General features: G+C 69.9%; 21 protein-coding genes and 1 pseudogene. 9 read left to right on the top strand and 13 right to left on the bottom strand.

Annotated features, from left to right (window positions below; genetic code table 11):
- Nucleotides 1–13: 13 nt before the first annotated feature.
- From H4696_RS01360 to H4696_RS01330, 7 genes are all read right to left on the bottom strand, one after another.
- Complete coding sequence (locus H4696_RS01360; RefSeq protein ID WP_225955561.1) at nucleotides 14–1123, bottom strand: C40 family peptidase; 1110 nt, start codon at nucleotides 1121–1123, stop codon at nucleotides 14–16.
- Nucleotides 1124–1134: 11 nt separating this feature from the next.
- Nucleotides 1135–2673 carry an ATP-binding protein gene (locus H4696_RS01355; protein WP_249027162.1) on the bottom strand — a complete coding sequence of 513 codons (1539 nt, stop codon included), beginning with the start codon at nucleotides 2671–2673 and terminating at the stop codon, nucleotides 1135–1137.
- Entirely contained in the window at nucleotides 2670–4178 is a 1509-nt protein-coding gene (locus H4696_RS01350; protein ID WP_086863536.1) for an SCO6880 family protein, read from the bottom strand. The genes H4696_RS01355 and H4696_RS01350 overlap by 4 nt, the downstream gene beginning before the upstream one ends.
- On the bottom strand, nucleotides 4175–5578 hold the full coding sequence (locus H4696_RS01345) for a hypothetical protein (RefSeq protein ID WP_086863537.1): 1404 nt from the start codon (nucleotides 5576–5578) through the stop codon (nucleotides 4175–4177). Before H4696_RS01345 ends, H4696_RS01350 begins: the two co-directional genes overlap by 4 nt.
- Nucleotides 5575–6387: a hypothetical protein gene (locus H4696_RS01340; RefSeq protein WP_225955560.1), complete on the bottom strand. Its 813-nt coding sequence runs from the start codon at nucleotides 6385–6387 to the stop codon at nucleotides 5575–5577. Before H4696_RS01340 ends, H4696_RS01345 begins: the two co-directional genes overlap by 4 nt.
- 3 nt (nucleotides 6388–6390) lie before the next feature.
- Nucleotides 6391–6681 carry a hypothetical protein gene (locus H4696_RS01335; RefSeq protein ID WP_225955559.1) on the bottom strand — a complete coding sequence of 97 codons (291 nt, stop codon included), beginning with the start codon at nucleotides 6679–6681 and terminating at the stop codon, nucleotides 6391–6393.
- 89 nt (nucleotides 6682–6770) lie between these two features.
- Nucleotides 6771–7694, bottom strand: coding sequence for a hypothetical protein (locus H4696_RS01330; protein WP_086863539.1), 924 nt, complete (start codon nucleotides 7692–7694; stop codon nucleotides 6771–6773).
- 234 nt (nucleotides 7695–7928) lie between these two features.
- Between H4696_RS01330 and H4696_RS01325 the strand changes: the two genes are divergently transcribed.
- Nucleotides 7929–8567, top strand: coding sequence for a hypothetical protein (locus tag H4696_RS01325; protein ID WP_086863540.1), 639 nt, complete (start codon nucleotides 7929–7931; stop codon nucleotides 8565–8567).
- Between the two features lie 26 nt (nucleotides 8568–8593).
- On the opposite strand, the gene H4696_RS01320 is transcribed toward H4696_RS01325, so the two are convergent.
- Entirely contained in the window at nucleotides 8594–9811 is a 1218-nt protein-coding gene (locus H4696_RS01320; RefSeq protein ID WP_086863541.1) for a hypothetical protein, read from the bottom strand.
- Nucleotides 9804–10286, bottom strand: a complete 483-nt coding sequence (locus H4696_RS01315; protein WP_086863542.1) for a hypothetical protein — start codon at nucleotides 10284–10286, stop codon at nucleotides 9804–9806. Before H4696_RS01315 ends, H4696_RS01320 begins: the two co-directional genes overlap by 8 nt.
- A gap of 373 nt (nucleotides 10287–10659) precedes the next feature.
- Between H4696_RS01315 and H4696_RS01310 the strand changes: the two genes are divergently transcribed.
- A complete protein-coding gene (locus tag H4696_RS01310) occupies nucleotides 10660–11808 on the top strand; it encodes a cytochrome P450 (protein WP_249027163.1) in 1149 nt (382 codons plus the stop codon).
- Here the strand turns inward: H4696_RS01310 and H4696_RS01305 are convergent.
- Nucleotides 11762–14044 (bottom strand): ATP-binding protein, encoded by a 2283-nt coding sequence (locus H4696_RS01305; RefSeq protein WP_158104393.1) that lies wholly within the window; start codon nucleotides 14042–14044, stop codon nucleotides 11762–11764. The genes H4696_RS01310 and H4696_RS01305 overlap by 47 nt on opposite strands.
- An 873-nt stretch (nucleotides 14045–14917) precedes the next feature.
- Between H4696_RS01305 and H4696_RS01300 the strand changes: the two genes are divergently transcribed.
- The 7 genes from H4696_RS01300 to H4696_RS01270 all read left to right on the top strand — a co-directional run bounded on the left by H4696_RS01300 (nucleotide 14918) and on the right by H4696_RS01270 (nucleotide 21747).
- Nucleotides 14918–16846, top strand: a complete 1929-nt coding sequence (locus tag H4696_RS01300; RefSeq protein ID WP_086863545.1) for a S53 family peptidase — start codon at nucleotides 14918–14920, stop codon at nucleotides 16844–16846.
- Between the two features lie 82 nt (nucleotides 16847–16928).
- On the top strand, nucleotides 16929–17798 hold the full coding sequence (locus H4696_RS01295; RefSeq protein ID WP_225955558.1) for a L,D-transpeptidase: 870 nt from the start codon (nucleotides 16929–16931) through the stop codon (nucleotides 17796–17798).
- A 35-nt stretch (nucleotides 17799–17833) separates the two neighbouring features.
- Nucleotides 17834–18598, top strand: coding sequence for a hypothetical protein (locus tag H4696_RS01290; RefSeq protein WP_192781989.1), 765 nt, complete (start codon nucleotides 17834–17836; stop codon nucleotides 18596–18598).
- 141 nt (nucleotides 18599–18739) lie between these two features.
- Nucleotides 18740–19846, top strand: a complete 1107-nt coding sequence (locus H4696_RS01285) for a hypothetical protein (protein ID WP_192781988.1) — start codon at nucleotides 18740–18742, stop codon at nucleotides 19844–19846.
- 23 nt (nucleotides 19847–19869) lie between these two features.
- Nucleotides 19870–20343 (top strand): cupin domain-containing protein, encoded by a 474-nt coding sequence (locus H4696_RS01280; protein ID WP_086860633.1) that lies wholly within the window; start codon nucleotides 19870–19872, stop codon nucleotides 20341–20343.
- Between the two features lie 106 nt (nucleotides 20344–20449).
- The gene (locus tag H4696_RS01275; RefSeq protein ID WP_086860631.1) at nucleotides 20450–20647 is read left to right on the top strand and encodes a hypothetical protein; all 198 of its coding nucleotides are present in this window, start codon (nucleotides 20450–20452) and stop codon (nucleotides 20645–20647) included.
- Nucleotides 20648–20649: 2 nt separating this feature from the next.
- On the top strand, nucleotides 20650–21747 hold the full coding sequence (locus H4696_RS01270; protein WP_143265105.1) for a 3-oxoacyl-[acyl-carrier-protein] synthase III C-terminal domain-containing protein: 1098 nt from the start codon (nucleotides 20650–20652) through the stop codon (nucleotides 21745–21747).
- 63 nt (nucleotides 21748–21810) lie between these two features.
- On the opposite strand, the gene H4696_RS01265 is transcribed toward H4696_RS01270, so the two are convergent.
- The 3 genes and pseudogenes from H4696_RS01265 to H4696_RS01255 all read right to left on the bottom strand — a co-directional run.
- Entirely contained in the window at nucleotides 21811–22167 is a 357-nt protein-coding gene (locus H4696_RS01265; protein WP_086860627.1) for a hypothetical protein, read from the bottom strand.
- A gap of 1056 nt (nucleotides 22168–23223) precedes the next feature.
- A complete protein-coding gene (locus tag H4696_RS01260; protein WP_225955557.1) occupies nucleotides 23224–23502 on the bottom strand; it encodes a helix-turn-helix domain-containing protein in 279 nt (92 codons plus the stop codon).
- Nucleotides 23503–23685: 183 nt separating this feature from the next.
- A pseudogene (locus H4696_RS01255) lies at nucleotides 23686–24322 on the bottom strand (radical SAM protein); the annotation flags it as partial.
- Between the last annotated feature and the right edge of the window lie 57 nt (nucleotides 24323–24379).

Genomic DNA, 24379 nt, shown 5'->3' with positions numbered 1-24379 from the left:
AACACAGCGACGTTCATCGGAGTGGGCTCCCTCCCGGTGGCGGGGAGGGCGAACTCGGGTCGGCGATCCGGCGGATCGCGACGATCTTCGAAGTCCAGGCCGATAGCGGTTCGAGGATGACGCCGGTGCCGGTGTCGTAGGCGTTGACGATCAGCCCGTGTCCGGCGTACATCCCGACATGCCGCGGTACCTGCGCGGTGCCCAGCGAGCCAGGGATGAACAGCAGATCCCCGGGCTGCACCTGATCCAGCGAGGAGACGGCGTGCCCGGCGTGGACCTGGCTGACCGTCCCGGCGGGAATCCCGACACCGGCCGCGGCCCAGGAGGCGAGCATCAGCCCGGAGCAGTCGTAGGCGTCCGGGCCTTTCGCGCCCCACACGTAGGGCTTGCCGAGCTGGCCCAGGGCGAACCCGACCGCAGCGCGCTGGCGGACATCGTCCGGCAAGGTGAACCCTGGCGGCAGCTTCGTCGGATCGACCTGGCCCGGGTCGCGAGGGACATCCGATCCGCCCTGGTCCGGGCACAGGGTCTTCGCCTGGACGACGTCAGCGCCGCCAGGTGGCGCCGGCGGGGCGGGGTTGTCGGGCCCGGTCCAGAAGCGATCCACGATCGCTGCCGCGGCCGGTTCGCGCGGGGCGTAGCGGTCCGGGAAGCCGCTGTGCTGCACCGCCTGCTCGGCTCGGCCCGGGGCCATGGTGTCCCAGCCGGGCAGGGCGATCAGGGCGTCGAGGAACCGGCCGGTGGCGTAGACGGGGTTGAGGATCTGCTCGCGGGTGCCCCAGCCCTGGCTCGGGCGTTGCTGGAACACCCCGAGCGAGTCGCGGTCACCGTAGTCAAGGTTGCGCAACCCCGACTCCACCATCCCCGTCGCGATCGCGAGGACCGCGGCCCGCCGCAGCAGCCGGCGCTGCTGCACGACGTCGACGATGGTGCGCGCGACGTCCATCTCGCCGGCACCCAGCTGCTGACGGTCGACCACGACCGAGCCGCCGCCGGGACCGCCCTGTTCGCAGCCGCTCAGTTGCACGACCGTCGCGGTCACCGCGGGCACAACAATCAGGGCCAGGGCGAGAATCGGCAGCATCACCAGGCCGACCAGCGCACCGGCAACTGCAGCAACCATCCCGTGTGGCCTCACGACGACATCTCCACGAGATCGCTGTGCGCCGGCGGATTCGGCCGCCGGACCAACTGGGAATTGGTGTCGAAGACCTGCCGCTCGATCCGGCTGAGCACCGTCTGGACTTTGAGCCCGGTCCGGTTTTCGATCTTCCAGAGCGCGCGGCCTTGCCGGTCGTTGGCCCAGCCCGTGGTGGCTTCGTGTTCCTTATCCGACAGTGCAAGAACATCAGCCAGTTCACTCGCCACGCGAGTCGACTGTCCAAGCAGGACACGAATCGAGCACAGGGCCAGCAGGTCGCGGGCGATGGCGACCTCTTGTGAGCCGGTGGCACCGACGGAGAGGAAGTCACCGGGCTTGTGGCTGACCAACACCTGGATCTTGCGTTCCGCGCGCGAGAGCCGCAGTTCGCTGTCCACCGCCTGTACCGCGCGCAGGCCGAGGCGCAGTTGCCGCCAGATCTCGTCCCGGACGACGATCCGCAGCTCCCCGTCCTCCTGCAGATCCGTGGCCAGCGACGACCACGAGCCCAGGCAGGTCAGTGCGACGGCGACGGCTTGGTCGCCGCGGGTGCGTAGCTGCGAGAGGTCGAGGCTTTGGATGGGGGCGTTCCAGTCGACGGTGAAGTTCGTGGGGGCGTCGAACAGACCGGCCAGTGGGCCGCTGATCAGGTTGGCCAGTGCGTCGGTGATTGACCGGAGGTGGTCGAGGAACTGGCGGCGGCCGGCGAAGCGCAGTTCCTGCCACAGCTGGTCATCCGGGTCCGACAGCATCCGGTGGACATCGGGGATCGTGATGGGCTTGAGGTGGGTGTAGCCGTCGCTGACACCGAGGAGCTGCCGCAGCACCGCCGAGAGCGCGGCTTCGTCGGTGACGGTGGGCCGGTAGCCCTGGGCTTCGGCGAGCGCGACCAGCAGCTGCACCCACCGGCCCAGCACGCCGTCGAGCTCGTCGCGCTGCCGCTCGGTCGACCAGGCGTCCCAGCAGGCGGCCAGGGGGCCGAGGTCGAGGGCGTTGAGGCGGGCGCTGCTGCCGCGGCCGAGCATGATCGGCGTGACCCCGAGGGCGTGCAGCAGCGGGGTGTATTCGCCTTTGACGTCGCCGGAGATCAGGGTGCGGACGCCGGTGAGCATCATCCGCAGCAGGAACGCCACCACCGTGGAGGACTTTCCGCGGCCGGGCTCGCCGAACAAGACCACGTTCGGGTTGGTGCAGATCGAGCGCAGAACGAACTCGACCGGATGCAGGTAGAACGCGCCGCCGGAGTGGACGTCGTAGCCCATACGCGCTCCAACCGCCGGCAGCGGACTCGCCGCCAGCAACGGAAACAACCCGCCGAGCACGTGCGTGCCGGCCTGATAGACCTGCAGCGGCGCCGCCACCGGCGACCAGCCGCACCCGGGCCGGGCGAACCCCCGCCGCGGCGCAACTCGCCGGTTCACGCGCGCGCAACGGCCGTCCGGACGTCGACGGCCCGTCGGTCGCGTGCTGAGCGCAGGCCCGAAACTCGCAAGCAGTTCCGCAGCGGTCCGCTCGTCGGTGCGGTGGCTCACGATGACCCACCCCGAAGCCGAGGCAGTCCCACACCGACCGGCAGGACAGCAGCAACAAACCCGGCGTCCTGGGCCAGCTCCATCCGCAGCAGCTGGAAGCGGCCGGCGATGTCGTTCTCCAGCTTGGCCGCGTGGTCCTCGACGTTCCACGTGTCGGGGATCGTGACGGCCGCGGCGACGGCGAAGCGGACGATGCCGTGCCCGGCCGCGACCGCGTGCTCCTGCGCCCGCGCGCCGCCGGCTTCGCGGGCTTCGGCGGCGCCGGAGTTGAAGCCTTTGGAGGACTTCCAGTCCCGCATGGCGCCGGTGCGGAACCGCAACCGGCGCACAGCCTTGCGGGACCGATGCTGGGACAGCGTTTCGTAGTGGATGGCCAGGCTACGGCGCTCCCCGGCCGTCTTGACCGCCAGCAGCCCGCCCAGTGACCCGAATATCGTCCCGGCCTCGGGCATCAGCACCGAGTAGGACACGGTGGCGAAGCCGTCGTGGTAGTACGCCCGCGCCGAGGGTGCTGGTGCATGCACCGGGCCCGCGGTCGCCCACCGAACTCCCGCCTCGGTGCCCGCGCGATGGCGGCGCGCGGCGAGGCCGGCGGCGCTGGCCGGGTTGAACCCGGTGCGGACCGCGACCGCCAGCTCCGGACCCGAGAGCCACTTCACCCCTGTGGCGCCGAGGGATTTGAGTTTGTCCTCGAGCCCGTCCAGGACGCGGTAGAGCACCGCGGCCCGGCCAGCGACCCCGCCACCAGCCGCGGCAGCCGGGCGACGGAGGGCGCCTTCCGTGCCGGACAGGGTCACGAACACCTCGTGCCGCACCGACACTGCCCCGACCAGCCGATCCAGCTCCTCACTCGCCTGCCGCGCGAGCGCGGGAGCACCTGGGACGTCGTGGGCGGCGCGCCATGCCTGGTAGTCAGCGCCGTCGTCGGGGACGGTCCGCACCAGCAGGCTCATCCGGTCGATGACCTCGCGATGCCCGATCGACAGCAGCAGGTTCCCGAGCCGGTTGGCCAGCCGCTCGCACTGGGCGTCCGACAGCAACCCGACCCCAGCGTGGGTGAGCCGGGCGGTGGTGCCCCACCGGCCGTCGCCGGTGTCGTGGATCAGGCACACCCGGCCCACATCCCGCAGCGGCGGACCGTCCGGGAACCGCAGCCGAGCCAGCACCCCGGGCAGATCCGGCTCATCCAGGTCCTCGACCTGCCCGGCGACCGCCCGCGACTGCCACCGCGACCACCCCAGCGCAATACCCGTGCGGTAGAGCAGCAGATGCCCAAGCCAGCGCAGCGCCGGACGCCCGCGCACGGGCACGACCACCAGCGCTGCGGCCGTGCCGCACAGCCCGCCCAGGACCAGCGCCTGGCCGAAACGTCCAGCGGCCAGCGCGAGGATCACCGGGACGGCGAGTCCGACGCAGACGAACGCCTGCACGGGCGTCAAGCCGATGATCCAGCCCGCGCGCTCCTTTCGCGAGAGTCCTTTGTAGATCCGGGCGGCCGCGCTCACAGCAGCACCGCCGCTTCCTCGGCTTCGCCGGCCGCGGCCCCGCCGTCGTCCGGTCGCGGCCCATTGTCGGGCTTCGGGGTCGGCGGGGTCGGCGGTCCGGTATCGCCGGGCGGGTCCGGAGGTGGTGACTGGCCGATATCGCCATCGCCGTCGTCGACGGCCCCCGTCACGCTCGCCGCGCCAGGACCGCCAGTCTCGGGGACAGACGGCTCTGCCGGATCAGTTCCTGAGTCTCCGTCACCGCCGCTGGACACGCCGACTTCCGCCCCACCGGAACCGGAAGCGGTGCCGGCCCCCGCCGCGTCGCCGGAGGTGTGCTCGTCACCGGTCGCGTCGATCGGCCCGGCGGTCGTGTCGTCCTCGGCCGCAGCCTGGTCGAAGCGGTCGACGTTAGCCTGCTCCTGGCCATCGCCACCGTCCTCGCCTCCGCCGTCGCCGCTGTCGTCAGCGCGCTCGGTGCGGGCCTTGTTCGCAAACGCCCCGGCGATGCGCCCGGCGACGCTGTTGGCGCCATACGAGTCCAGACCCGCATCGGATAGCTTGTCCCGGAACGCGCCTTGCGGGTCGGAGTCGGGGTCGACGAAGGCGAACAGCTTGAACAGCACCAACGGGACACACAGCGCGAGGAACAGCACCCCGATGCCGGCCAGCAGCCCGGACAGCCCTTGTGCGCCGCCGACGATCGCGACGGCCAGCACGAGCACGAACGCCAGCGCGGGCTTCATCACGATGGCGACCAGGCCCCAGCGGACGAGTTTCCAGTACCACCGTGCGGTCACCTCGGCCACCAGGCCGGCCGCGGCGATCGGGACCGTGGCGACAACGACGTAGATCGTGGCCTCGCGGAACACCGCCTCGACCGCAAACCCCAGCCCGGCGGGGATCACCCCGAAAGCTCCGGCCAAGCCGAGCACGATGTTCTTGACCTCATCGGACAGCGCGTCGGTGAACCCGGTCATGGTCAGCGCGTCACGAAAGTTCCCTACCTGCAGCCCCGTGGACAGGACCGCTTCGGTCAGGCCGTCGGCGGCGGCGAGGAACGCCGCGACCACGCCGACGGTCACCGCGAGGGCGATCCCGTACTGGATCGGCCCGGTGATGAGGCGGACGAAGCCGCGGCCGCCATGCAGGACGGTGGTGATGATCTGCCAGAAGAACATGCCCAGCGCGATGGCACCGGAGATCCACAGCGTCATCGGCCACAGGATCGACACCGGTCCGTCCGTGGTGGACACGGTGAAGAGGGAGAACTGGTCGACGAGCTCGAAGGCGGTACGCAGGATGAACAAGGCCGAGGCCCAGGTGGCCTTCATGAGCGGCTCGAAGATTCCCGCAGCGGTCGCACTGACCGCCTTGCCGGCGAGGCCGCCCAGCGTGTCGAGCAGATCCAGCGGGCTCACCGGGCACCTTCCCGGGTCAGGGGACGGTAGCCGGCTGCGACCGATTCGGTGCTGCCCGGCCACGCGCAGGCGGCGTAGGCCGCGCGGGCGCCGGGAGCGATGCGCCAGGCGGACCCGGTCCAGCGCAAGGCCTGGCAGTCGCCGATGCCCATGCTCGTGCTCTGACCCTGGTAGTCGAAGCTCAGCTGCCCGAGCGTGCAGACGACCGCGAACCGGCCCTCGTCGGCGGTGCCCTTGATCAGTCCCTGCGTGACCTCGTAGGTCACGGTCAGGCCAGGCTCGAGTTCACCAGCGCGAATGCCGGCTTCGTCACGGAAGGACGTGAGCAGCGCGAGCAGGCCGTTGCCTTGCGGGGACGGGGCGTGCGGGAGCGCGGACTCGCCGTAGGCCCGCAGGTAGGTGGCCGGGTCACCGCCGCGCAGCGCCGTCTCGTTGAAGTCGGTCAGCCAGCCCAACGCGCCTTCCGCAGTCGCCGGGAAGCCGTCGGAGATCAGGCGGTTCGCGATCGGCGCCGGTCGCGCGACGGTGATCGGCGGCCCGGCCGTGGCGGCGGTCAGTTCGTGCGGGAGGGCCGCTTCGGGCGGCAGGGTCAGCATGGGGCGGGTGGCTAGCGCCGTCGCCTCGTCGACCGGCGCCGTGGGTGTCGGCGACGGCGCGGCGCCGGGCGAAGTTCTTGCCGGCGGGGACGACGGTGGTGCCGTTGCCCGCCGGGCAACCAGCACCACGGCGACCGCGGCGACGAGCAGGACGACGATGATCAGGCGGCGCGTTCGCCTGCGGGCGCGCGACGATTCGGTGGTGGTGAACATGGCTCAGCCGCCCGCGAACGAGTTGATCAGCGACCAGCCGATGCCGTAGAGGATCGCGCCGGCGACGGCGCAGAGCATCATGACGACGCCGACTTTCCCGGCACGGTGGTGATCGACCCAGCGGCCGCCGACCCAGACGATCAGCCCGACGAAGAACCCCAGGATCAGCGCGACGGCCGCGCCCCACTTGACGTTGTTGAGCAGCCCCAGGATCTTGTCGCCGCCGACCGGGGGCGGCACCGGTGTCGGATTGGGGATCTGGACGAGCCAGTCGATGACAATGTGCGCGGACATCGCGCCCTCCACATCGCACCGCCCGACGTCACGTCAGGCGGGTCAAGTGGGAGGGCGTTGAAGTTCTTTAGTTGCGCGGCGGGCTGGTCTCAGCCGGTGTCGCGCTCGGCGATACGGCCATCACGCCCGCCGGCAGGAGATGGCCATCGAGGGCTTAGGCGGCGTGTCCGCGGCGGCAGCACCCGCCAGTAACGGAGGAGGCGGTCGGCAGGCGTCCGCAGCGAAGAGGGTGTCACGTCCTCGGTGATGCCATGGGTGGCGATCTCGCGATTGTGGGGAAAGAACACCGCGTCAGGTAGCAGAACGCTGGTGCGGCGCCCCGCGGTACCCGCAACTCCCTTCGGCCAGCGGCGAGCCCCGACGACGAGCAGTTGCGTGGGCGGGGTGACTGCGCCCGCGCGCACCCACGGCGCCAAGCGGGCCAGGACTTGTTCGGCGTGCGCGAGTCCGGGCACGGTGGGCCGCACCACCAATGCCGGAATCGGTGACGGGCTGCCGACCCGCAGCCACTGCCTTGGCCCGAGCGTCGGATCGGAGGCCAGCCGCCACGGGTCGTGGCCGACGTCGACCACAGTCACGTCCACACCCCGGCCGCCGCCGGGATGCCAGTACGGCGGCGGCGGGAACAACACCGGCTCTCCGGCGGTCTCCGCGACATCGAGTCGCGCCAGGATCGCCCGCGCCCGCCGGGAGAACCGGACGCCGGCCGCGGAACCGGGCCCGTCCCTGCGCGGCCCGTCGGCCCGCGCAGCACGTCCGAGTCCCGAGCGGACCGGATCGCCCGCGTCGACGAGCAGGACCGAGCGGCCCGCCAGCTGGAGCGCATCGGCGATCGCGACAGCGGTGCTCGTGGCTCCGGCCCCGGGCGACGCGGCCAGGATCGGCACGATCCGGCCGAATGGCGACCAGTCGAGCACCTCGACCGCGTCCTCCGCGGGCGTGGCCCGCGGCTCGGTCTCCGGCGCGTCCACACCGGAGCGAACGTCCACGGGTAGGTTCTCGGATGTGATCATGACGGGCCTCCCCTCAGCGGTGGTGCGCCGGTGAAGGGTGCGGCGGTCACAGCGGGACCGTGCTCCAACCCCCTGTACGGGGTGGCGTGGGTTGCTTTCCCTCAGTAAACCGAAGATACTCGCAACGAGTGTGGCTCTTTGCATTCGATGGTAGACGGAACTTGCGATGTGTCAAACACGGTCCATCGCGGCGAAGTCTGACCCAGATGGTCACGAAAATGGGTGGGGTGCGGTGTGGGACGACGGTATGAGGATGAGCCGGTCTTCGACAGCTGGGAATCGACCTCGCCCGAGTACCTGGACTCGCCGATCCCGCACCGCTCCTACGCCGCCCAGCAGCAACTCACCCTCGACCTGCTGACTCTGGACACCTTCGCCGAGCGGTTGACGTACCTGTTCGACCATGAGTCGACCTACTACGTGCTCGACGGTGAGCCCATTGTCGAGACCGACGAGATCGCCCGCCTGGCCGCCGACGAGACGCCCGGATTCCGTAGCTTCGTTGCCCGGGTCCCGTTGGTCGCACGATGGGTGCAGGCCCGCAGCGGGTTGACCTTGACCAAGCAAGCCCTCCACAACTTCAAGGGTGGAATCCGGGAGAACGCACGCCCGCAGATTAACGATGCCTTGGCCGAGTTCTGGCGAATCCATCACAAGCTGCTCTACGCCAACGTTGCGGCTGCTGAGTTTGCGCTGCCCTACGACGAGACCGACCGCAGGGCCCATGAGCTGATGACCGAGTTCGGCGGGATCGGTGTCAACGCCCGGAGCATCACCAGTTACCTCGACGGCGCCCAGGAGGCGGACAAGCAGCAGTTGCTGAAGGTGCTGGAGCGGATCGCTCGTACCGCCCGCCATGGTCGGCCTGGCTGACGGTCCGGTGGCCCTGCACCCCGCCATCACGCCCGGCTGCGGGCGGCGGACTGACTCGGTCTCACCTTCGTCGCCAGCCGTTGCACCCAGCAGTCGCTCAACGAGTCACCGGCAGCAGCCAACCAGACCAGTCGCGCGCCGTCGTCGACGTGCAGCCGCTCGGTTTCCGGCCACCACACCTCCGCATCCTCGGCATCGTCGGTGCTGCCCTCGCGGAGGTGCCTCCTCGACGGGTGCGACAAGTGCGCGACGAGGGTGGCGATCGCGACCTCGATCTCGACAGCGGTGGCCATCGGTTCGATGTCCATGCCGCAGACAGGTGCGAGGTCCTGAAGGTCGCGCCGTATCGCGCGGCGCGTCGCAGAGTCGATCAGCTGGTCCACGACGAGCAGCGCGTCTTCGATTTCGACCAGCTTCTGGGGCTGAGTCAACGGGGGCCGGCGGCGGCTGGCCAGCAGAATCCGCGTCCGTCGCCACAGGCGTTCGATCGCGGCGTCCTGGCGTGCTGTGCGGCGCCGGTCGCGCCGGTCGAACACCGAGCGGGTCGCCGCGGCGAAGAGCGAGCCCAGAATGAACAGCAGCAGCCCAGCGGCGTCAGTGAATACCCCGAAGTGGCTGCCCCGGGGCAGATGGTCCGGGGTAGCCAGCAACCGGATAGCGCCACCGAAGCGCCAGCACAATCCAACGAGCGACACCGCGATACCCAGCTGGGCCAAGGCAACGCCGCCGCGGACCCCGGCCACCTCGCCCGCGGCCACCACGGTCAGCCCGAGCAGCAGCAGCGCCAGCCAGCCGACCATGTAGCCCAGGTAGATCGCGCTGTAGAGCTGGGAAGGCAGCGCCGGGTTGCGGGGCGAGGCGAAGAAGGACGTGTGCGCGCCGGCCAGCACGTACAAGGTGACCATCGCCGCGGCGCAGACCACGAAGATCGAGACCACGCCGGGTATGGGAAGGCGCAGCCGCCCGAGCGTATGCAGGAACGCGGCGACGAAGACCATCGCCAGCATCCCGAGCACGTGGTGAACGACGATCGCGACATTGTGCAGCCCAGTCAGGGCGTCCGCCCAGTCCAAGGTCATCGGGTCACCGGCCGCCATCGACAGCGCCATGCACGAGGTGCCGGCCGTCAACAGATGGCGGCTGAGGGTGTAGCCGACACCGCGGTTGACCAACATCTTCCGAGCCGATTCCGCTACGCCCGCAGCGGCGGCGCCGTACCAGAGGACGGTGACCGCGTCAGCCATCGGCACACAGGTGGCGACGGGCCCCGAAGGCGGCGCGCAGGGCCGTCCGGCCTGGCGGGAGCTGGCGGTCGCGGTGACGTGCGGTCCCGGCCCGCACGTGCGCCTGCAGCTGGTGGGCGAACTGCTCGGCTTCGAGCTCCCGCTGGCTGCCGGTGCCCGTGCGGCGGCTGCACACGTAGTCGCCCGGGTGCTCCAGCACCCAGTGCCCGACCTCGTGGAAGACGATGTGGTAGACGTGCGTCGGGACGGCAGCAGCCGCGACCCCGAGCAGGCACTCTGTCCGCATGCGCACCAGCAGGCCGCTGGTCCCGCTGCGCCCGGTCAGCATCCGCCCCAGGACCACGGTCATTTCTCGTTGTTTCCCGACGGCCTTCAGGAAGGCGCGTAGCTCGAACGGGTACCGAATCGGCAGCGTGGCGATGAGGCTCTCGCAGCGCCGGCGGAACTCCTCGTCCTCGTTTCTTGTGTAATTCAACTTTTCTCCCCTGGATGTTGTCGATCCAGCCGGTCCCCACCGGCCCCCTGGTCAGCCCTTGCCGCGATGGATCTTCATCACAGCAGGTCAGCGCGTTGCCGCCATCCTGACGGACGCGATAGACCTCAGACGCCCGGATGCGCCCGCCGGATCCCGCAGTCTTCGATTGCGGGGGTCATGCGGGGGTGTTTGCGGTCGTTGCGGGTCCGCACATTTCCCGCACGGGCCGTATTCCTTCCTGGTGGAGGGTTGATTTCGCGGTCTGCGAACGACTAGTCAGGAAGTCATGGTGCTGAATTCGGGGGACGCGCCGACGCGCGGGACTGTCACCGATCCGACGGCGTTAGCACGGGGGTTCAACCATCTCGATCCCGTGACAGCCGCGACGGCGTACGAGACGCTGGGCGCGATCCGGCGGCGGTGTCCGGTCGCGCGCAGCGGTGAGCTGGGTGGGTTCGTATTGGTTACCGGGTACGACGAGATCCGCGAGGCCGCACAGGCCCCGGCACGGTTCAGCGCCTACGTCGACGGGCTGGGCGCGGCGGCGGTGGTCACCGAGATGCGGGAGGCGGTGGCACCGATGTTCGAGACCGACGAGGAGCACCATCACCGGTGGCGGCGCGCGCTGGCGAACTTCTTCACCCCGGCGGCCGCTGCGGCTCAGGAGCAGTACGTGCGGGCGATCTGCCGTGAGACGCTGCAGGAACTGATCCCGCACGGGGCGGCGGACGTGGTCGCCGCCTTCACCCAGCAGGTGCCGCCCCTGGTCATCGGGCGCGTCCTCGGGCTGGCCGAGATGGAGCGGGCGTGGCTCTCGGAGCACGTCCGCGCGCTCTACGGCACCGGCACCTTGACCGAGGCCCAGCAGATCGGCCGGGTGTACGCCGACTTCCTGCTCGGGCAGATCCGCGAACGCCGTGCCTACTCCGGCGATGACCTGCTCTCGCGCATGGTCATGACCGAGGCCGATGGACACGCCGCCGGCGAGGACGAGCTGGTCAAGATGACCATGCTGATGGTCGCGGCCGGGCACCTGACCACCGCTGACGCCTGCGCCACTGCAATCTTGCAGCTCCTGGAGGATCCCGCGCTGCGCGAGCGCATCGTGGCCGACTTCGGGCTGCTGGAGGCGTTCGTCGAGGAGCTGGTCCGCTACGAGCCGGCCGTCGCGGCCACCGGCCGCACCGTCACCGCCGACACTCACTTGGGCGGGATGCCGCTCTCACCTGGGGATCGGCTGCTGCTGGCCTGGGGTAGCGCCAACCGCGACGAACGCCACTTCGACCAGGGGGACGCGTTCCGGCTCGACCGCGCGCGCGGTCGGACGCCGCACCTGGGGTGGGGTGCCGGTGAGCACCGCTGTCTCGGCCGCCACTTGGCTCGGGTCGAGCTGCGGGTCATGCTGGAGGAGCTGCTGCGCGCGCTCCCCGATGTCCAGCTTCAGCCACACGCCGCCGTGCGGCGTACCTTCGGGGTCATTCGCGGTGTGGAAGCGCTTCCGGTGCAGTGGAGCCGTCGCTAGCCGCCACGTACGCCTGATACCACTCGGCGAGCTCGGTACGGCCGCGCAGGTTCAGTTGCCGGTAGATCTTCGTCAGGTCGCCTTCGACCGTGCGCGCCGAATTGTGCAGGACCGCGCCGATCTCGATATTCGACTTCCCGTCGCTGACCAGGCGGGTGATCTGCCACTGCCGCTCGGTCAGCGGCGGCGAGGCGGGGTCGGTGTCGCCGAGGGCGAAGGCCACGATGCGGTCGTCGCGCCACCGGCCGCCGGCAGCTCGTGCCGCCTCGAATGCCTCTTCGCCGATGCCTGCCTCTCCTGCGGTGCCGTGGATGATCGCGTCGATCGCGATGTCGCGGTGATGGCGTAACCCGGGTAGGCCGTTGAACCGGACGCCGTGGCGGGACTGCAGGCTGTCCGACCCGCCATACAGGTACGCCGCGCCGAGGTAGTCACCGGCCAGTACCCGCTTGCGGGCTTCTTCTTCCACGCCCCACGCGGGTCCCCACAGGTCGCCGAGTTTCACCTGCGCGCGCAGTGCGTTGCGGGCGCTGGCCTGCGGCCGGGATCCTTCGGGCAGTCCGCGGGTCCATTCCGCCCAAGTGATCGCCCATTCCGCGCCGCTGGCGTGGGCCTCATCGAGGCACCACTGCGACATCCGGTCGGCTTCCTCGCCAGGGCCGAGCAAGCCGGCGGTGAGGGCGTGGAACAGCCCCGCCATGTATTCCGAGCCGTGCGCTCCGGCCGCGCGGAATCCTTCCCGGGCCGCGTCCAGCTTCGCGTAGCCGCTGCGCCGTCCCAGGGCCAGCGCGTCGTAGGTGCCGTCGACGAATTGCACCGCTGGCGCGTTCTCCATGCCGAGCTGCCGGGCAAGATCGAGGCATTCGTCGCGGTGGGCTTTGCCGCGGTCGCGAGCGCCGAGTGCGATCCAGATCCAGCCGACCATCGCCAGCGCAGAGACTCGCACCGGTGACGGCTTCGCGGGCCTCGCCCGCAGGAGCTTTTCGATCTGGCGGCAGACGGGAATCTCGGTGGCGAAGAAGTACGGCGCGCCGGTGCGCAGCAGGTCGACCATGATCGTCAGCCCGCGCTCCACCTGCCCGCGTTCGGCGCACCACGTCACCGCCGTGGCGATGTTGCCGGACTCGGCGTTGACCCCGGTCAGCCAGCACATTTCGTCCGGGCCGAACCAGCCGTCAGCCGCGTCCCGCGCCAGCTGGGCGACCCACGCGCAGAGGCGTTCCTCGATCGCGTCCTGGTCGCCGAAATGCCGCAAGCACCGCCGGCCGTACTCTCGCAGATAGTTGTGCTGCCGGTACCGACCCTCCGCGGACGCGCCTTCGATGATCGAGTGCTGGACCAGGTAGTCCAGGGTCGGGAGGATCTCGGCACGATCGACGGCGGCGTCGGCGCAGACCTGCTCGGCCGCCTCGAGGGTGAAGCCACCGGTGAACACCGTCAACCGGGCCCACACCCGCCGCTGCACCTCCGAGCACAGCTTCCAGGACTCGCCGATCGCCACGTCCAGGGCCAGATGATGCGTCTGGACTCCGCGGGTGCCCGGGGCATACCGCAGGGACAACCCACCCTCCAGCCGTTGGAACACCACGCGGGGAGACCGTCCGGTGCTCAGCTGGGCCGCGACGAGTTCGAGGATCAGCGGAATCCCGTCGGACCAGCGCACGAGCCCGACGATGACCGACCAGTCGTCGTCCGCGGTCAGCGGCCGCCCAGCCAGGGCGGCGCGGTCTTGCAGCAACCGGACCGCGTCGCAGTCCTCGGCTTCGGCGCGGTCGGCGTTCTCCTCCGGGACGCGAAGTGGATTGATGTGCACGATCCGCGCGCCGTGAATTTGCAGCCAGGCGCGGCTGGTCGCGAGGATCTGCAGCTGTGGCGCCTGGTTGATCAGCAGGTCCACGAGTTCTTGGACAGGACCGAGTAGTTGTTCGCAGTTGTCCAGCACGAGCAAGACGCGTCGGTCACGCAGGAACCCGATCAGGACGTCCAAGGGTTGAGCGTCAGGCTGGTGATTCGCGACGCGTAAGTCTGCGAGTAGCAAGTTGCAGATTCGCTCGATCGCGGGTTCGCCTTCTGCCTCGTCGCTCATTTCGGCGAGGCGAACGAAGGCCGCCGCGTCGTAGCTATCGCGTCGCCGCCAGAAGACTTCTCCGGCCATGCGCGTTTTTCCGACTCCGCCACTGCCCGTCATCGTCACGACAGGGATGCCTTCGTCGAGATAGCCCTCAACCTCGATCACCTTGCGTGACTGGCCGATGAGTGTCGTGGGATAGGCCGCGCCCGGCAAACCGGTACTCGGTGATGGTCTACGCGCCATGATGCAAGCGCGTCACGCCGGTGGTGATCGTGATGCTTGCCGCCGCGACTTGCGCCTCCAGCATTGCTCCTCCTCGTACCGTCCCTGCTCGTCACGGGCACCGATCAGCGCCCGCACCAGCCCCTCGCCGGCGAGAAACGCGTTCACCCTAGGCATGCCGCGCTCCGTGTCATGTTTCGTACCACGGGCAGCACCGCGCCCCTCAAGCGTTAACCGAGGGAACACTCAATCGGGTTAATCGTCAACAACCAGGTCGCAGCACTCCGACTACGCTCAGTAGCTATGTGTGTTTCGGTCGATCGGCCGAAAACAGCTACACAGCGAAGATCACCAGAAGCACCTAATTACACACGTTCTGCAACATGAGTCGAGAGAAGTCCAGTTAGGCGTACAAAGACGTCCGATCGACAGACACACACGTTGACTTTTGCCGAGAACTGGTTATTGTTCGTTTCAGCAAGGCGGATCGTGTTCACGCCGGGCGAGGCGTGGTGCAGGCACGGTCGGCTGACACGTTAGGACTGACACGTGCTCAGATCATCATCATTCCACGTTATGGCCCGCGGACCGCCGTGGCGTGTCGATCCGACGACAACCTCCGAAGTAGATCCCTCTCCGGTCGCACCGCGACCGTCACGATGACCAGGCCCGCACGGCCGGTCCACATCATCCGAAGTCTCCGCTCAGCCCACCTCGCGTATTCCTGGCTGCGGCACGAGGCACGCCCCAGCACCCCGTCACTCGACGGGCAGACCGCTGGATGGCGTTTCCCTTTTAATACAAGGAGAAACCTCGATGCACAGCCGTCTTTGGCATGCCCTCGCCGCGTCCGCGGCCCTACTCGCCTCCACCGCGGCCACCGCCGTCGCGGCACCCGACACCCCCGCGAGCGACACCGGCGGCCGTGCGCCGATCGCCGGGAGCACCCCGTCCTGGGCGACCCCACACACCGAAGTCGCCCGCAGCAACGGAAACACCGTCCGGCACATCCAGGTCGCCCTGGCGCTGCGCGACCAGCCCGGCGCCGAACGCCTCGCCGCACAGCTGGCGACACCGGGCAGCGCCGAGCATGGCAAGTTCCTGTCCTCACAGGCGTTCCTGGACCGATTCGCCCCGACGCAGGATGCCGTCGACCAGGTGTCGCAGTGGCTGGGCACGCAGGGGCTGCGTGTGACCGGGGTCAGCGCCAACCGGCACTTCGTCGACGCCGAAGCCCCGACCACCGCGCTGGAAGCCGCGTTCGGGACGAGGATCGCCGCGTTCCGGACCCGCGTCGACGGCGCGATCCGCACTCTCACGGCCCCGGCATCGCCAGTCACCGTGCCGGCCTCCCTGCGCTCCTCGATCACCGCGGTGCTCGGCCTGGACGACAGCGCCGCCCTGCTCAAGCCCCAGCACACCCGCCCCACCGCTACGGCAGCCGCGGCAGCGGAGCAGCATTGTGCGCGCTGGTGGGGCGAGCAGAACAACACCGACGTCCCGCAGAAATACCCGGCCGGCTTCCAGTCCAACTCGCTGTGCGGTTACACCGGCACGCAGGTCCGCGCCATGTACAAGCTGGACAACGGAAAAACCGGTGCCGGTACGACGATCGGTGTCGTCGGCGCCTACAACTCCGACACCATCGTCGCCGACACCAACAACGCCGCCGCCCAACTCGGCGTCCCGCCGCTGGCGGCCGGGCAGTACAGTGCCGTGCTACCGCAGGGCGGATTCACCGACGCGCAGGAATGCGGCGCCGAGGGCTGGAACGCCGAGCAAACCCTCGACGTGCAGGCCTCCCACACCATCGCCCCGAGCGCGAAGATCCGCTACTACGCCGGGAAAACCTGCAAAGGGACCGGTATCTACGACGCGTTCAACCAGGCCGTCACCGACAACGCCGTGGACGTGATCAGCAACAGCTACGGCAACGCCGACGGCGAACGCTCCCTGCCCCAGGCGGCGCGAGACCAGTTCAACAGCATGGCGCTGCAGGCATCGATCCAGGGCCAGACCATCACCGTGTCCACCGGCGACGCCGGCAACAACTCCGGCCCCGTCGGCCACCCCACCACCAGCTTCCCCTCCTCCAGCCCCTGGGTCGTCGCGGTCGGCGGGACCAGCGTCGGCCTGGACCAGAACAACCAGCCGAAGGTGCTGACCGGATGGGAGAACAGCGGCAACACCCAGTCCGGCAACAGCTGGGCGCCGCAGAAGGATGCGGATGGTCCGTTCGCATCCGGCTCAGGCGGTGGCAGCTCCGCCCTCTACGACGCGCCGGACTGGCAGGCCGGCGCCGTCCCCGGCGCAGGTGGGAAGCGGGCGGTGCCGGACATCGCGGCGCTGGCCGACTCCTACACCGGGATGCTCGTCGGGCAGACCGTCAAGGGCCAGTTCGGGATCGGCTCCTACGGCGGTACCTCACTGGCCTCACCGCTGATCGCCGGGCTCGTCGTCGACGCCCAGCAGGCCCGCTCCGGCACCGCGCGGGCCGGGCTGCTCACCCCCGTCCTCTACAGCCTCCGCGGGTCGAGCGCGATCGCCGACGTCATGCCCCAGAAGGCCGGGGTGTGGACGCCGATGATGCACGCCTTCGGCGGCGTCGCCGTCCCCGGCGGGCAGGGCAGCTACCTGATCGACTTCGACGCCCGCCCGCAGCACCTGCGCAGCGGCCCCGGCTGGGACAACGTCACCGGCCTCGGCACACCCGCCGGCGGGTTCATCGACGCGCTTTCCCAGTAGCCCCAGCTCTTTTCGTGGCGGTCCCGCTCGAGCGCGGGCGGGATCGCCGCGGCCTCCATCGACCTTGAGGAAGGACCGTTTCATGTCCGAGATGCCACAGCCGGCGCCGAACCGGTGGCGGGTGCTCGCGCTCTGGCTCGCCGGGATCGCGCTGGTCGCCACCGCGGGCGCGCTGCTCGCACCATCGCAGCCCGCGCTCGACGGCGCTCGCGGCGCCGACCCGGTCGAGCTGGGCGTCGAACTGCACGCCCCGGTCGTGGCCGCCAGGGCGATCCCGAATCTCGCGGGGCTGCCGGAGGCCAGCACCTTCAGCACCATCCCGGCCGCTCCGCAAGACGTGACCGCCGATGAGGTCCCGGACGGGCAGCTCGTGAATCCGACCGTGCCGGTGCCGGTGTATGACCAGCCCGGCGGAGCGGCCATCGCCGTCCTGCCGACTACGCAACTGGGATCCGACACCTGGGTGCCGGTCATCGCCGACGAGCCCGGCTGGGTGCAGGTGCTGCTGCCGTCACGACCCAACGGCTCCACCGGCTGGCTGTCCACTCAGGACAGCACGCTCACCATCAAGTCGACAACCGACCGCATCGTGATCGACCGGGCCGCCTTCCAGCTCACGCTCTACCGCGACCACCAGCAGATCGGCACCTGGAGCGTGGGCGTCGGCACCGCGGCGGCACCGACCCCGGCGGGGCGGACGTTCGTCCTGGCCTCGATGACGGATGCAAAGCAGAAGTTCAGCCCGGTGATCTTCCCGCTCGGAATCCACTCGGCGACCTTTTCGACCTACGGCGGCGGGCCCGGCACCACCGGCATCCACGGCTGGCCCACCACCGACGTGTTCGGCCGCCCGTCCAGCGACGGATGCATCCGCGTCCCCGCCGACGCCCTCGCCACCTTAACCAATCCCATCGACCCGGTGCCCATCGGGACTCCGGTCGCCATCCGCTAATCCCATCGCGCCAACACTTTGTGGAGAGATCAGTCATGAATACCGCTCGTACTGCCCTCATCGCTGCCGGAGCCGGCGCGCTGCTCATCGGCACCTTCACCACCCTCGTCTCCAGCTGCACCCCGGCGACCGCCGCGCCACCCGCTCTCGCCGCTGCCGCGGCGGCGACGTCGATGGCGAGCGGGATCTCCGTCTCCGGCGGCGAACACCTCACCGCCCGGCCGAGCGTGTCCAGCAGCGGCGCGATCAAGACCGCTGGCGGCTCGGTGTCCACCCCGAGCGGCGCGGTCGTGGCCAGCGGCATCAGTCTGCAAGCCGGCGCCGGGTTCGCCGAGGCCCACGTCGCGTCGGTGCGGGTCGGCGGGACCACGGTCGGGCCGTTCACCGCGACCTGCCGCAACGGCTCGATCACCACCAGCGCCCCCAAGGCGGGCAGCGGCAACCTCAAGGTCACCGGCGGCGGGCACGGCACCGCCGGGGTCATTACCGTCACCACCAGCACCGCCCCCACCCGCACGGGCGGATCGGGCGGACCGACCTCGGCCAAGCCGACCCCCGGCACGGCGATCACGGTGACGGTGGCGACGGTCAGCTGCGGCGCCGGAACCCCGCCGCCGCCGACCGGCAACCCGCCCACCGGCACCCGCCCGGCCCCGACGCACAAGCCCGGCGCACCCGGGACGTCCCGGCCGGGCAAGCCTGGCCAGCCGGGTGATCGGCACCAGCAGGGCGACAACCCGGGTGACCGGACCGCGCCCAAGCCGCAGCCCAAGCCCGGCCACGTCGCCGTCACCGGCTGATCACCACCAGACCGCGCGGGCCCGCGCCCCATCTCAACCCTCGATCGCGGGCCCGCGCACCTCCCACTCCCATGTCCCCGCCGGGCGCCCTCCCCACGCCCGCACCACCACACACCCACTCGCCGAACAGGGGAGAGCTCCATGTCCACGCTCGTTTTCAGCCACCCCAGCACCGACCAGCTCGACTCGGCCACACGCGAGGACGTGCGGGCCGTGCACTTCGTCGGATCGCTGCCCGCCGTCCTGACCGGCGACCACCGCGCGACGATGCAGTGGTTCCTCGACCACACCCCCGACACGACGTTGAGCGGGCTGCCATGCGACCCGGACCCGCGGTGGATCATCGACTGGCTCGACGGCCTCGCCGCCGTCGACGCCCTCGAACCCGTCCGCACCGGCGCCTCCGCCGACTACGACGACATGCCGACCTACCGCCTCAAGCACGGCCGCTGGCTCGAATCCGACGACCTGTCCCTCGGCCGCGCCGTCCACACCGACGCCGTCATGGCCGCCCGCGCCCAGCTCCACGACGACCGCGATCTCCCGCCGCATCAGGTGTCGATCCCGAACCCCTACGACCTGGCACTGTTCACCTTCGGCAGCCCCGGCGCCGCGGTCACGCACCTGCCGGTGTTCCGCCAGGCCGTGCTCGACGACGTCCACACCATCCACCGCCAGCACGGCAGCCAGGTCGTCTTCCAACTCGAGACCCCCGCCGTGCTCGCCACGCTGGACCGCACCCCGCGGCCCCTGTGGCCGGCCGCCGTGCGCGCGCTGGCCAAGCAGGTCGCCCGGGTCTTCGCCGACGGCCCGCGCGAGGCGACGTGGCGGATCCACCTCTGCCACGGCGACCTCGGCCACCAACCCCTGTTCGCGCTGACCGACCTCGTGCCCGCGGTGCAGTTCCTCAACGCGCTGCACAAACAGCTACACCGGCTGCGGATCCCGATGCCCGCCGCGCACATCCCGATGTGCACTGGCACCCAGGCCCCGTCGACGGATCCGCGGTTCTACCGGGCGCTGCAGCACCTGCGCCGCGACATCGACGTCATCGCCGGCCTTGTCGACGAAACCCACCCCAAAAACTCCCGCACCGCGCTCCGGCTGGTCGAGACCGAACTGGACCGGCCCGTCCTCGCAGTGGCCGCCGCGTGCGGGCACGGCCGCCGGCTCGTCCCCGACGCCGTCGCCAACGCGGAACTCGCCTGCGAACTCGCCCACCACACCACCGACACCCCCGCCCGCTAAAGCCGCCTGGAAGGACTGTCGAGATGGACGCCACGACGACACCGATACCGTCCACGGCCGGGAATCTGGCCGGCGAAGCCGAAACCCTCACCCCGATCCTGCGCACCGGAACCGTGCCCACCCGCGCGCTCTCCGGTGGCCGGATGCATCTACCGAGCGCCACCACCCTCGCCCCGCAACGTCACGATGCCACCGAGAGCGCGATCGCGATCATCAGCGGCCACGTCGCCGTCCTCTCCGGCAACGCCATGCAACCCTTCCACCCGCAGGCCGGCGACATCGTCTACATCCCCGCCACCCTGCCGTACGCGGTGGTCAACCTCAGCAACAACGCCTCCGTCCTCGCCCTCGTGTTCCGCACCGACCCAGGCTTCGACACCGACGTCCACCGGATACCAGAACTCGACCACGCGGTCCGCGACCAGATCCCCGACCTGCGCCGCGCCCACCACGAGGCCCTGCTCACCCGGCGCAGCGGCCGCGCCCGCCGCACCTGACCCTGCACTCGCCCTCCATCCAGCATCACGCCACCCGCCGACCAGACCCGTTCGGCGCCTCCCGTCACCTGGCGTGCCACACGACCGGCTCGATCAGGAAGACGTCATGCGAACCTGGATCACCGACACCGCCCGCGACCTACTCGCCGACCCGCCACCCGGCGGGCCGCTCACGCTCGACGAAATCGCCGCCTGCGCCGGCATCACCCGCCAGCACCTGCGGGCCTACTACTGCTCGGTCGAGGCCATCGTCGCCGACCACGCCGACATCCCGGCACACTCGAACCAGCTGGGCCGGTGCTGACGATGCGCTGGCGAAACCTGCATCTGCGCGGCGTCGGCGCTGCGCTCGGCGAAATCGTCGCCGTCGACGACCTCGAGTCCAGCCAGACACCGCACGGAGCGACCAGCCAACGCGCCGTCTCGATCGCCCGCGACAGCACCGGCATGGACCTCGCCGTCCGCGCCGGCTGCAACGCCCTCGCCTCCATGGCCATGACCACCACCGGCCCGCTCCCGGTGCCCGACCTGCACTTCCACACAGCAATCTGGCGCGGCAGCCGCGGCATCGACTTCTGGTCCCGCGCCGCCTACGTCCGCAGCCGCCTCGGCCTGCCCGCCTGCCGCGGGATCGCCAGCGAGCTCAACGCCATGAGCAACAGCCTCGTCGGCGGCATCGACATCTCCGCCCGCGTCCTCGCCGGCAGCCCCGACTTCGCCACCGTCCTGCTCACCGGCGGCGAAACCTTCGGCCCACCCGCCTTCGACCACCTCACCGCCGACCACGGCATCGCCTACGGCGACGGCGGCTCCGCCATCATCCTCGGCCGCCAGCCCGGCCTCGCCCGCGTACTCGCCACCAGCTCCTACACCGACCCCACCCTCGAACAACTCCACCGCGGCAACCACCACTTCGCCCCCGCCGGCACCACCGAGCTCGGCATCGAACGCATCCGCGAACGCAAACGCCAATACACCGCCCTCGTCGGCGCGGCCTCCGTCATCCGCCGCAACCACGAGGGCGTCCGCGCCGTCGTCGACGAAGCGCTCCGCGACGCCCAGCTCGACCTCGACCAGCTGCGTTGGATTCTGCTGCCGCACTACGGTCGACACCTGCTCGACACCCAGTGCCTGCAACCGCTCGGCATCACCGCCGACCGCACCCTCTGCCACGCTGGCGACCAATGGGGCCACATCGGACCCAACGACCAGATCATCGGCCTCACCCACCTCCTGACCCGCAGCGCCGTCGCCCCCGGCGACCACGTCGCCCTCCTCGGCATCGGCATCGGGATGACCTGGACCGCCGCCATCCTCCGCATCGACACCGCGGCACCAGGCCTCGCCGTCCTCGCCCCGCCCCTGCGCTGGCCCTGGCGCACTCCGGCCGACGTCCCGCGCTAACCAGCGCCAGCGCCTGGCCCCGTCCAGGCCGAACTCCCGAGGACTCCCATGCCCGACACCTACCTACCGTCGCGCCTCGACCAGGCACTCTTCCGAGCGCCGTTCATCGTCATCGACGCCGACAACCGCGCGCACACGATCACCCACCGCCTCGACGCCGCAGCCGCCATCCTCAACACCGACGGCGCCGCGCGAGCCATCGTCGGCACGCTCCGCCAGCCCCTCATTGCCATCGACATCGACCCCGAAGACACCGGCGCTGGTGCCGACGCGGGCGAGGTCGTCGCCGAACAGCTGCTCCTCTGGGTCGACCGCCATGGGCTGCCCTGGCTCCGGCGCTCCTCCGGTCGCCCGGGCCACACCCACCTCGTGATTAAGGCGCCGCCGTGCCTCCGCGAGGAACTGCAGCGCGTCGTCCACGCGGTTGCCACCTGGCAGAACGTCTCCGCCACCGTCCGCTCAACCCTCCGGCTCACCTCCTCACCACATCGACACGCGTTGCCCAGCCCGATACTGAGCTGCACGTTGACGACCAGCGACGTGCCGGATCTCGTCCCGGCCAGGGCCCCGCGGGCTCCAAGACCAGCGCGTCGACGGGGCGCATCCGGTGGCAGCAGGTCCGAACGCGAGTACGGCCACGCCCTCGCGCTCGCCCGCGCCGGCCACGCTACGGCGCACGCTTGGGCATTCGCCAACCTCGCCGGCACCAAGGCCCGCGAGATCGGGCGGCAAGCCTGGCGGCGCTGGTTCTGGGCGCCCGCCACCACGATTGCCGCCGCCGAAGGCCGCCTCACCGAGCAGCAGGCCTGGGACCTTTTCCGCCAAGCATCCCCAACGCAGGCCGCCCACGTCGGAAGAGACGTCTGGCGCCGCAGCCGCTGGTTACCCGCACTTCGCGAGGCGACCGAAAGCAGGCCGCGACGACGACGCCTTGAACCAGGTCAGGCCGGTGACCACCAAAACGACCCGTCACCTCGTCAGCTACGACACGTCCGCGCCGTGCTTCATTCAGCATTGGACAAGCAGTTGTCGTACGGAAGCAGCACGATAGTGCGGACCAACACGATCGCCGGCGTCCGGATCAGTAGCTTGCGTGCGGTTCTCGATGCGTTCGCGTACGCAGTCCTCGCGACACGGGGTTCCATCTCGATTCGCCACTGGGCCGAGCGCGCCGGTCTCGATCCTAAGACCGTTCGCCGAGCACGAGACGCCGCACTCAAATTGGGCATCCTTAAACGGGTACACCACTACGCCGGAGGAGAAATGGATTGTGACGCGTTCGTTATGGGCGAAGGCGCAGCTGTCGCTCGTGACAGGGAATTAACTTCCCCCACTCTGTACACCCCCACCCACGGCCAGGCCGACACCCTCAGGCTGCGAACCCAGCATCAGCGCGACAGGAACCAATTCGCGCTTAACCGCAACCTGAGAACTGCGGCCACTAAGATCGGCTGCCAGCGCCCCAAAGAAGAGCCTTCACTTGCCGGCAGCATCGACGCCGCTCATCACCGGCAGTGTGAACTCACTGGCGTCGACCGCCCTCATTTCCGAGACTGCGACTTCTTCCATCGCGTCGATTGCCTTCGCGGGTATCGAGATGCGCCCTCGCGTTCGAATCGCCGGGAAAGCCCCTTCATCTATAGCGCGGTAGATGGTCATGGCAGAAACGCCCAGCAGCGTTGCCGCCTGGCCAACAGTCAAGAAACGCGGCGCGCTCGCAGTAGATTCGGACATCACAAACCTCCGGTGCTTCATGGCAAGGGAGAGGCTGGTGACGGCGGTCCAGGTGACCGCCCGGCATCGACACCACTAGCTCCAGCATCCGCCAGAAACATCAACTCGTCAACTGGCCCGACGACCGCGGCGACATCGACACGTCTCGCTCGCCCGACAGGTCACGACGAAATCCTCCGCAGAAGTCACTGACAATCGGGCGGGCTTAATGCCGTAGGAGTTCACGTTCTGGCCGAGCAGCGTGACTTCGAGCACGCCCTCGGCGACGAGGGCCTCGACCTCGGCGAGGATCTCGCCGTGCCGGCGGTCGCGTTCCTTGCCGCGCAGCGCGGGCACGATGCAGAAGGTGCAGGTGTTGTTGCACCCGACCGAAACGGACACCCAAGCTCGCGTGGGACGACTCACGCTTCGCGGGCAGCGTCGAGGGGAAGGTCTCGAGCGACTCGAGGTTTTCGACCTCGGCCTCGGCGTTGTGCCGAGCGCGTTCGAGCAGCGTCGGCAGCGACCCGATGCTGTGCGTCCCGAAGACGATCTACCCGCGACGCCCGCTTGACGATCTCCCCGCGGTCCTTCTGCGCGAGACACCCCCGACGGCGATCTGCAGGCCGGGGTTGGCGACCTTGTCGGGACGCAGGTGCCCGAGGGTGCCGTACAGCTTCTTGTCGGCGTTCTCCCGCACGGCGCAGGTGTTGAACACGATGAGGTCGGGCTTGCACCCGGCGCTCACCGGGACGTACCCGGCGTCCTCAAGCTGCCCGGCGAGGCGCTCGGAGTCGTGCACGTTCATCTGGCAGCCGAAGGTGCGGATCTGGTACGCCCTGGGTGCCTGGTTCTCGGTCATCGTCCCTCAGGGCTAGCCTCGCCTGACCAGGTCAGGCCGCCGACCACCGCACGACGG

It is taken from the genome of Amycolatopsis lexingtonensis, from assembly GCF_014873755.1.
Lineage (GTDB): Bacteria > Actinomycetota > Actinomycetes > Mycobacteriales > Pseudonocardiaceae > Amycolatopsis > Amycolatopsis lexingtonensis.
Note: the sequence above shows the minus strand (reverse complement) of the source record. Positions and strands in the feature narration are given on the sequence as shown.

Excerpts from the sequence above, each read along its gene's own strand:
- H4696_RS01360 (WP_225955561.1), bottom strand. The coding sequence starts at position 1,123 with ATGGTTGCTGCAGTTGCCGGTGCGCTGGTCGGCCTGGTGATGCTGCCG.
- H4696_RS01300 (WP_086863545.1), top strand. The coding sequence starts at position 14,918 with ATGCACAGCCGTCTTTGGCATGCCCTCGCCGCGTCCGCGGCCCTACTC.
- H4696_RS01275 (WP_086860631.1), top strand. The coding sequence starts at position 20,450 with ATGCGAACCTGGATCACCGACACCGCCCGCGACCTACTCGCCGACCCG.
- H4696_RS01335 (WP_225955559.1), bottom strand. The coding sequence starts at position 6,681 with ATGTCCGCGCACATTGTCATCGACTGGCTCGTCCAGATCCCCAATCCG.
- H4696_RS01340 (WP_225955560.1), bottom strand. The coding sequence starts at position 6,387 with ATGTTCACCACCACCGAATCGTCGCGCGCCCGCAGGCGAACGCGCCGC.
- H4696_RS01260 (WP_225955557.1), bottom strand. The coding sequence starts at position 23,502 with ATGAAGCACCGGAGGTTTGTGATGTCCGAATCTACTGCGAGCGCGCCG.
- H4696_RS01295 (WP_225955558.1), top strand. The coding sequence starts at position 16,929 with ATGTCCGAGATGCCACAGCCGGCGCCGAACCGGTGGCGGGTGCTCGCG.
- H4696_RS01280 (WP_086860633.1), top strand. The coding sequence starts at position 19,870 with ATGGACGCCACGACGACACCGATACCGTCCACGGCCGGGAATCTGGCC.
- H4696_RS01285 (WP_192781988.1), top strand. The coding sequence starts at position 18,740 with ATGTCCACGCTCGTTTTCAGCCACCCCAGCACCGACCAGCTCGACTCG.
- H4696_RS01270 (WP_143265105.1), top strand. The coding sequence starts at position 20,650 with ATGCGCTGGCGAAACCTGCATCTGCGCGGCGTCGGCGCTGCGCTCGGC.
- H4696_RS01290 (WP_192781989.1), top strand. The coding sequence starts at position 17,834 with ATGAATACCGCTCGTACTGCCCTCATCGCTGCCGGAGCCGGCGCGCTG.
- H4696_RS01330 (WP_086863539.1), bottom strand. The coding sequence starts at position 7,694 with ATGATCACATCCGAGAACCTACCCGTGGACGTTCGCTCCGGTGTGGAC.
- H4696_RS01320 (WP_086863541.1), bottom strand. The coding sequence starts at position 9,811 with ATGGCTGACGCGGTCACCGTCCTCTGGTACGGCGCCGCCGCTGCGGGC.